Below are 8,021 nucleotides of genomic sequence, written 5' to 3'. Positions count from 1 at the left end.
GCTTATGAGAAAGAGCCGCCTGTCTCTGGCGGAGGCGAGAGAGAAGTACCCGGATTGGTATGAGCGGCGGATTGTGAAGAAGGAGCGACGGGGACGCTGGACGGTCAAGCGTGATCTTTACGACTGGTGGCTGCACAGGATCGGGGACGAGATCCGGGTGGGACATCGGTTCTATGGCATTATGACGCTGGCAATCTATGCCAAAAAGTGCGGGATTGATGAGGATGAGTTGCGCCGGGACGCTTTTGATCTGCTAAAGCCCTATGATGATATGAGTGTAGAGGATATAAACCGCTTCACAAAAGATGATGTGGTGTGCGCTCTGGAAATGTTCAATGAGGACTATGTGACATTTCCAAGGGACGATATAGGGAAACTCTCTGGCCTAACTATGCCCATAAATAAGCGGAATTGGCGTAAGCAGGCAGATCATTTAGAAATTGCCAGGGCAATTCGGGATATCGGTGTTCGACAGAAAGGAAAGAAGGATTGGCGGGAAGGAAACGGACGGCCTATTGGTAGCGGCACGGCCAAGGGCCGAGTATGCGAGTGGCGCCAGCAGCATCCGGAGGGCTGCAAAGCCGATTGTCACCGGGACACGGGACTTGACCCGAAGACAATTCGCAAGTGGTGGGATATGAAATAAGTAGTGCTTGCTTTAATTGGTTCGATATGGTACAATATGTAGTACAAGATATGGTGCATAATATGGAATGGAGGTGTGTACTATGATCGCAATTAACTTTTCGACTGCCCGTGGTCGCTTGAAGGATTTCTGCGACAGAGTGACGGACAGGGGAGAAACGGTAATTGTAACCAGAAAAGCCGAAAAAAATGTGGTGATCATCAGCGAGGAACGGTTTAATGAGCTGGAGAAGGCAGAGCGGAATGCTGCCTATCTTGGAAAGCTGGAAAGAGGTCTGGAGCAGGTGCGCGCCGGCTTTGGGATTGTGAAAACGATGGAGGAGCTGGAGGCGATGGCGGGCGATGGCACATAACATTACCTTTTCGCCTGACGCCTGGGCAGATTACCTGTACTGGCAGTCAGAGGATAAGAAAACGTTGAAGCGGATCAATAAGCTGCTCCAGGAGCTGCAGCGTGATGGGGCAGTGCAGGGCATAGGAAAAGCGGAGTTACTGCGGAAGATCAAAGGCATGAGTAAACGTATTGATGATACGAACCGACTTGTTTATACCGTTGAAAATGACAGCATCGTCGTTTTGTCCTGCCGGGGACACTATGAGGACTGATTGGAGGGAGAACTATGTCTCGAAAAGTCTTGCAGATCGGCTACGAGCCGGAGCGTGATCGATTGACTTGGGATGGATGGGACATTCATTGCGGCCAGGGTCTGGATGTGCTGCTCCCGGATCGGCTCGATGGCGGCACATGGCGGACCGTCTCCTTTGAGTACAATGACGATGGATGGTATATGCCTGGGCATCCTGGTGTGTCTCCAGTGGGCCTGTGGGCGCGAGAGAGAGCGGAGGGATGATATGAATTGCCGCTATACTGATGAAGAGTTGAAGGAAGATGTGGAGCGTACCATCGGGATCAGAGCGAAGGATATTGAGAAGATTCAGTTCTGCGGCTTGTGGCATATTCGCTTTCGGGCCTTTGGAACGGACTTTTATTATTACCGTTCTGATTCTGATGATACAGTGCATTTAGTTGAATCGCCCTGGAAATGGGAATGAAGAAAGCCGGCCTTGATTGGCTGGCTTTCTTCTTGTTTTCTGTATTACTATATTGCTATAAAGACAGAAATATAGTAAGATAGATATATAGATTTCCATAAAAATAGAATTGTAGAAATGGAGTGTGACAAATGATAGTAGCAGTAGCCAATCAGAAAGGTGGCGTTGGCAAGACCACCACGGCCCAGGCCCTTGCTGCAGGACTGGCGGAGAAAGGATACAAGGTGCTGGGCATTGACCTCGATCCCCAGGGAAACTTCTCTACGGCCTGCGGAGCAGAGAACTATAATGTCCAGACGATATATGAAGTCATGAAGCGGGCTGCCAGCATTCAGGATGCCATTCAGCATACGAAGGGCGGCTATGACGTTGTTCCGGCAAATATCATGCTGGCCGGAGCCGAGCAGGAACTGTCCCAGACCGGCAAGGAGCACCGGCTGAAGGAAGCCGTGGCGCCGGTCGCGGCTAACTATGATTTCATCGTGATTGACACTCCGCCTTCTCTTGGGGTGCTGACGGTGAATGCCTTTACCTGCGCCACCGATATTCTGATTCCTACCACGGCTGGGATCTTCGCCACGGCCGGGATCTCCCAGCTCAACGAAACTGTCACCAGCGTTCAGAAGTATTGCAATCCGACTGTAAAGGTACGAGGTATTTTGTTTACGAGATTCAATCCGCGGGCGAATATCAGCCGGCAGATCAAGGAGCTGGCGGAGCAGCTGAGCGAGTATATTTCGGCGCCGATCTACAAGACCTATATTCGGTCTGCGGTGGCCATCGAGGAAGCCCAGGCGAACCGGGCCGATATATTCGACTATGCGGGGAAGTCTACCGTGGCCGACGACTACAGGGCCTTTATAGAGGAATTTTTGAAAGGAGCAGATGCGTGATGGCAGGGAAAGCGAAGTTTGACCAGGAGGCAGCATTTAAGAGTATTATCGGAGCTGGACGGGAGTCAGAGGAGGAGAGCGTGGATCTGCAGCCAGCGGCGAAAGGGAAGAACAAGGATCGTGTGCAGCGGGCCTATTATCTGGATCGAGATATTGATAAGGCGCTTCGCAGGATGGCGCTGGAGGAAGAGAAGAATCTGACAGAATGCATCAATAAAATATTGAGAAATGGGCTTTCTAAATATCTATAAATGTAGAGGTGAGAAATATGAAGTGTATAGTTGCTGTTGTATGTACGATTTTAGCGGGGATCGCTGGGCTGTGGGTTGGGGCTTTATTAGATGTTGCGGAAACAGGAGCAATCATTTGTGCTATTGCATGTATGGGTGGATTTATATTATCATCCATAGAAAACAGATGAAAAAATGCCTCCCAAATCGGGAGCATTCGTAAAACAGTTTCAGTCCCGGCAGTAATGTCTGCCGGGACTGTTCTTGTATAAATTGAAGCCGTATGATATGATTAAACAGACCGATAAACTTGAATAGGTCGAATAGATAATAATTTATGGAGGTTGTAATGGTAAGAATAGCAACTGTAAATGATGCGGAGCAATTAAACATCTTAAACAACGAATTTAATGGTGAGGGCGATACAAGCATAGACAATATTAGAAATTCCCTTATGAATAATAAACAGGAAGTTGTTATCGTTGCTGATGAAGATGATATGTTAGTTGGATTTGTTTGTGTTCAGCTTAAAAAATCGTTCTGCTATGATGAATATATGCCTGAAATTACAGAAGTGTATGTTAAACCAGCATACAGAAAAAGAGGCTTAGCGAGTGAGATGATTACTTTTGCAGAGGCTTATTGCAGTAAGAATTATCCACTTGACAAATATGAACTTCTAACAGGACAAGAAAATCTTGTTGCACAAACTGTATATAATAAACTTGGATATGTAGATGATAATGAACTTCATTTATCAAAAAGAGTGAAGAAGTAAGTCAAATTAAGATTTGTCGAACTGATACTAAGGGCGCACTTCTATACGGGTTAAACCCGTATGTGCGCTCTGCGAGACCGAACAGCTCGGCCCCCTGAATATCTGGGGTGCGTCACTGCGTTCCGTACAAGGGGATCCATCCCTTGCGCCGCTATGCGGCTATCCTTACATGAAAAAAGGCGTGATCACTTTCGTCACGCCTTTTGCCTATTTAACTGTCTTACGAACACCCCGCTAAAGGGAGGCATTTTTTCATCTGTTTTCTATGGTTCCCATTTATAATATCCGTTATAGGTACCGGAAGCCTCATCAGCTAAAGCACCGAAATCAAGCCCAATGCCGACTCCCTCAACCGAGATAGAAACACCTTGTACGGGGATAGGATTTTTGTCATGGACATATAAATCGACGAAAAAAGCAAGAAAAATTAAGCGCAATAAACTAATGAGTCCGGTAGGTATCGTATTTTGTAACTAAGATGTCGGCTTAAAAATAGGTCAGCTATAACGGTTTACCCGTTTATTATATGAACGGGTAAACCGTTATACGGTTATTTTCTTGTGTATGCTGTTGACTTCCTCGTTTGTTTATGGTAGTATGAGGATGGATTAGAAGAGTGTTTTTTGTGGGGCTGCAGTCGGCGTCAGCTGAGTGATGCAGCAGAATTCGATGCTCGTCTGGGCGAGGGTAAATAGTAATTAGGCCCAGAGCGTCTTGGCCGGGAGTTGCCGGTCAGGGGTTTAGCAGTTTGCTAATACAGAAGCCATATCAGGGTTGATACTCCTGTATGGTGTGCGGGCTTGCCGAAGTAACCTTTGTGAACTGGAAAGCGCACCATGGACCCCAGAGTAAGTAATCTTTGTGAAAGCCTGGGTAAGCAAAATGTATCGTGTCCGTATCCACCCTCTGATAGTAGCCAGGATACTGTAGATCTCCTGGAGAGCCGCACCCTCTACAAAAGTGCCGACAGATCTCGAACTGCCGTAGATCTCAATAAATCGGGGCTGCACACATAAGCAGTTCAAAAAAGTGTCGGGGGCAATCCCAAAACCGTCACACATAAGACGCTAAAAAGTGTATTTGCTGATTGCCGAGTCTCCGAGGGGAGCTGACATGAGGCGGCTTTGCTTGAACGACTTGAATATATAGAATTGTAGATTACTATAAATCTACAAAACTTTATTTATATGAATATAGATTTATATTTGTGTAGGAAACTATATTTATAGATTTTCAAAACTGACGCCGAAAAGGAGGAGCCGGGTGGGAAGAAGAAATAAAGCGTATTCCAAGGATCTGCACCAGCAAGCCTATGACCGGCTCACGGGGATGCAAGCCTTTGGCGAGAGCAAGAAAGAGGCTACGGCTCATGGGGAGGAGAAGGATAAAATCTACTCTTTTAATACATACAAGAGCTACTGGAAACACACAAAGTATTTTATCAAGTACATCAAGGAGAACCACCCGGAATGTACTACGCTGAAAAGCGCAAAAAAGTATGTCAATGAGTGGCTGCAGATTAGAGTAGACCAGGGCCTGTCCGCCTGGACGGTGCAGCTGGAGGCCAAGGCCATGGGGAAGCTGTACGGGATCTCGCCGGATGACGAAAACTATTTCAAGCCGCCCAAGCGGAACCGGGAGGACATCAAGCGGAGCCGCGGGGATCGGGTGCGGGATCGGCACTTCTCCAAGACCAACAACGACGAGCTGATTAAATTTTGCCGGGGGACTGGGCTGCGACGGAAGGAGCTGCAGGAGCTGCGGGGAAAAGACTTGGTTTCCAGAGAGCAGATCGAGGCGGAGATCTCCCAGCTGGAGAGCGTCCCGGTGGAGCAGAGGGCGCCGAGCGTCACAAAGCGGCTTGAAATGCTCCAGGACGCCCGGATGTTCCCGGAGGGGTGGTTTATCCATGTTCGCAACGGAAAGGGGGGACGTGAGCGTTTAAGCCCGATTATCGGCAAAAATGCGGAGCAGATCATTGAGCGGATCGCCGGCACGCCGGCAGAGGAAAAGGTGTGGCAGCACGTCCATAACAGTGCTGATATTCATGGGTACCGGGGAGACTATGCCACGGCCATCTATAAGGCCCACGCCAGGGAGATCAAGGACATTCCCTATGACCGGGTGAACCGGGGGACGGGGAAGCGGTATCAGAGCCAGGTCTATACCTGCAGAAAGGACGAGGCCTGGAAAAAGCTGGACAAGGCGGCCATGCTGATCTGCAGCAAGGCCCTGGGCCATAACCGGATCAGCGTGGTGGCCGACAACTACATTCGGGGCCTGTAAGGAGGTACGCTGCCATGGGCGAGTTTGTAAAAAAGACAATGATTGGCTATAAGGAAGTTCCTGGCGGCCATTCTGATCCAGAGTGTACTCATGTGATTTTGACGGAGGCCGAATATGCCAAGCTGTTGCGGCAGCTGTCCGATGCGGAGCAGAAAGCCAGGATTACAAAGTCCGAGGCGGATAAAGAAATAAGAGAGGCTAACAGAGAAGCCGACAGAAAGGCCCAGGAAGCCGCTCTGAAGGCCAACCAGGCGATAGAGGAATGGAGGGCGGCCCTGGAGGCAGAGCGGGCGGAGAGCGCCCACCAGCGCCACCTGAACGCTAATTTATTGCGAATCGCAAAAGAACGGGCTAATGCAGATCGAGGGCTGAAGCCTAAAAAGGAGCGGCCCGGGTATGTCGTAGTACATTCTGAAGAAAAAGAATACTCGTTTAGGGACGGAAGAAAGCGGCTGTATAAAGTAAAACTGTGGGAAACCATCATTCAGAGTCCGTATTCAGTAGAGTTTGCGGAATCGGTAGTAAGAAAGCAGATAGAAGATGAAATGTTCCCGGAGGGGAAAGAGTGGTTGATTGCCAAGATCGGCATAACTGGTAAATATAACGGCAGCTATGAAAAGATGCGGGAGGCCATGGAGCAGAATCCGGAGGATTCTTTTTATAGTGGAAATGTGGTGATAGCTCGGCAGCAACGGTTAAAACGGAATTTCCGATCTAAATATTGGGAAGTGGCAATCGTACATACTAAGCCGTTGGGAGACGTTCCAGAGGACTTAATGCCAGAAGTGAAGAAGCCTGTCCAGGGGACTTGAAAAGCTCTCCTGGACAGGCTATAATAACAATCAAAAATAGGGAAATAAATATATTGATAATATATGCCGTGTAGACTGGCCATGGAGAGGCAGAAATAAGGTCGGAATTTTGGTTGTCGAAAAATAGGGAAATAAATATATTGATAATATATGCCCACCTTTTGCCTTTAGGCAAATTAAAAAATCTCTTAAATTTCTCTCTCGGATAGGGAGAAAGTCGGAGGGGAAAAGAGGGGTGGGCGGAGGCTGTGGGAATGTGGTAAACCCGTAGGGTTTTCCATCATTTCCATGGCCGGAGCCAGGGGGGAAAGGGGGAGGTGACTTTCTCTTTAAGCCGCCGTAGGCGGCGCTCTTTGGCTCCCCCTTTCCCCCCCCTTCCCGCCCGCAGGCGTTCCCCGCCGCAGCGGATTTTCTTTTTGCTACTTTTTCTTTTGGAGGTAAGAAGTATGGCTGCAGATCAGCAGGCCGTCATGGAGCGGCTGCAGGACTTGTACCGGGAAAAAAATGAGCATTTGGAGAAGTTCTTGGAGCCGGTTACGCCATTTGAGTTTTATCGGGAGATCTTCCCGATAGGCAGCTTTGAACGGAAAGGCCATTTTGAGGACGAGAAAGGCAACGGGATCGCGGTGACGGTGCCGAGGGCTGCCGGGATTGCCTTGGAGATCAAGGAGGAAGGAAAGGCCAAACGCTATACCATTACCGATGAACTGTCTGAGCTGACGGAGGTCTACGACACGGATTTTACTATTATGTCCCCAATCTCGTACTTTGGCCGGCAGCGGAGCGGTAAGAACGCCAGATACCTCTATGCCCTGGTGTTTGATCTGGATGGTGTAGGGATGCCCCAGCTTCGGGACACGCTTCACCAGATGAACAAAGATATTCTGCCCAAGGCAACTTTTGTTGTAAACAGCGGGACGGGGCTTCATTTGTATTATGTCCTGAAGGAACCAATTCCAATGTACCCGCATAATCAGAAATACTTAAAAGAACTAAAATATTCTCTCACCCGGCAGATATGGAACAGGTTTACTTCTACGATTAAAGAGCCGCAGATGCAAGGGATTTTACAGGGGTTCCGAGTGGTCGGCTCCGGCTCTAAACTGGGGAGGGAGTATCCTGTGACAGCTTATCGGTTCGGCGGACCGGTGGAGCTGGAACGGCTGCTTGATTATATCCCGGGCAGCAACGGGGAGCAGCAAAGGATTGAAGGGCTTATGAGAAAGAGCCGCCTGTCTCTGGCGGAGGCGAGAGAGAAGTACCCGGATTGGTATGAGCGGCGGATTGTGAAGAAGGAGCGACGGGGACGCTGGACGGTCAAGCG

Annotated in this window: 9 protein-coding genes and 2 pseudogenes; all 11 read left to right on the top strand. The window is 49.0% G+C overall.

Going from position 1 to position 8,021, the window contains the following annotated elements; all coding sequences use genetic code 11:
• Positions 1-646 (top strand): annotated as a pseudogene (locus ACTNBK_RS16120) (hypothetical protein); the annotation flags it as partial.
• A gap of 82 nt (positions 647-728) precedes the next feature.
• Positions 729-998: a type II toxin-antitoxin system Phd/YefM family antitoxin gene (locus ACTNBK_RS16115; protein WP_279203157.1), complete on the top strand. Its 270-nt coding sequence runs from the start codon at positions 729-731 to the stop codon at positions 996-998.
• A complete protein-coding gene (locus ACTNBK_RS16110; RefSeq protein WP_238045573.1) occupies positions 988-1,251 on the top strand; it encodes a Txe/YoeB family addiction module toxin in 264 nt (87 codons plus the stop codon). The genes ACTNBK_RS16115 and ACTNBK_RS16110 overlap by 11 nt, the downstream gene beginning before the upstream one ends.
• A gap of 14 nt (positions 1,252-1,265) precedes the next feature.
• The gene (locus tag ACTNBK_RS16105) at positions 1,266-1,496 is read left to right on the top strand and encodes a DUF5348 domain-containing protein (protein WP_238045572.1); all 231 of its coding nucleotides are present in this window, start codon (positions 1,266-1,268) and stop codon (positions 1,494-1,496) included.
• Between the two features lies 1 nt (position 1,497).
• A complete protein-coding gene (locus ACTNBK_RS16100; protein ID WP_441147630.1) occupies positions 1,498-1,698 on the top strand; it encodes a hypothetical protein in 201 nt (66 codons plus the stop codon).
• A 131-nt stretch (positions 1,699-1,829) separates the two neighbouring features.
• Complete coding sequence (locus ACTNBK_RS16095; RefSeq protein ID WP_441147628.1) at positions 1,830-2,591, top strand: ParA family protein; 762 nt, start codon at positions 1,830-1,832, stop codon at positions 2,589-2,591.
• A complete protein-coding gene (locus ACTNBK_RS16090; RefSeq protein WP_441147626.1) occupies positions 2,591-2,842 on the top strand; it encodes a hypothetical protein in 252 nt (83 codons plus the stop codon). Before ACTNBK_RS16095 ends, ACTNBK_RS16090 begins: the two co-directional genes overlap by 1 nt.
• Before the next feature lie 328 nt (positions 2,843-3,170).
• Positions 3,171-3,599 carry a GNAT family N-acetyltransferase gene (locus ACTNBK_RS16085; protein ID WP_029172350.1) on the top strand — a complete coding sequence of 143 codons (429 nt, stop codon included), beginning with the start codon at positions 3,171-3,173 and terminating at the stop codon, positions 3,597-3,599.
• A 1,263-nt stretch (positions 3,600-4,862) separates the two neighbouring features.
• On the top strand, positions 4,863-5,885 hold the full coding sequence (locus tag ACTNBK_RS16080; protein ID WP_441147624.1) for a hypothetical protein: 1,023 nt from the start codon (positions 4,863-4,865) through the stop codon (positions 5,883-5,885).
• 14 nt (positions 5,886-5,899) lie between these two features.
• The gene (locus ACTNBK_RS16075) at positions 5,900-6,697 is read left to right on the top strand and encodes a hypothetical protein (RefSeq protein WP_441147622.1); all 798 of its coding nucleotides are present in this window, start codon (positions 5,900-5,902) and stop codon (positions 6,695-6,697) included.
• Between the two features lie 446 nt (positions 6,698-7,143).
• Positions 7,144-8,021, top strand: a pseudogene (locus tag ACTNBK_RS16070) (hypothetical protein); the annotation flags it as partial.

It is taken from the genome of Intestinimonas sp. HCP28S3_D6 (assembly GCF_052065695.1).
Classification (GTDB): domain Bacteria; phylum Bacillota; class Clostridia; order Oscillospirales; family Oscillospiraceae; genus Intestinimonas.
Note: the sequence above shows the minus strand (reverse complement) of the source record. Positions and strands in the feature narration are given on the sequence as shown.

Bases quoted from the DNA above. Each gene is read 5' to 3' on its own strand.
- ACTNBK_RS16115 (WP_279203157.1), top strand. From the start codon at position 729: ATGATCGCAATTAACTTTTCGACTGCCCGTGGTCGCTTGAAGGATTTC.
- ACTNBK_RS16110 (WP_238045573.1), top strand. From the start codon at position 988: ATGGCACATAACATTACCTTTTCGCCTGACGCCTGGGCAGATTACCTG.
- ACTNBK_RS16105 (WP_238045572.1), top strand. From the start codon at position 1,266: ATGTCTCGAAAAGTCTTGCAGATCGGCTACGAGCCGGAGCGTGATCGA.
- ACTNBK_RS16100 (WP_441147630.1), top strand. From the start codon at position 1,498: ATGAATTGCCGCTATACTGATGAAGAGTTGAAGGAAGATGTGGAGCGT.
- ACTNBK_RS16095 (WP_441147628.1), top strand. From the start codon at position 1,830: ATGATAGTAGCAGTAGCCAATCAGAAAGGTGGCGTTGGCAAGACCACC.
- ACTNBK_RS16090 (WP_441147626.1), top strand. From the start codon at position 2,591: ATGGCAGGGAAAGCGAAGTTTGACCAGGAGGCAGCATTTAAGAGTATT.
- ACTNBK_RS16085 (WP_029172350.1), top strand. From the start codon at position 3,171: ATGGTAAGAATAGCAACTGTAAATGATGCGGAGCAATTAAACATCTTA.
- ACTNBK_RS16075 (WP_441147622.1), top strand. From the start codon at position 5,900: ATGGGCGAGTTTGTAAAAAAGACAATGATTGGCTATAAGGAAGTTCCT.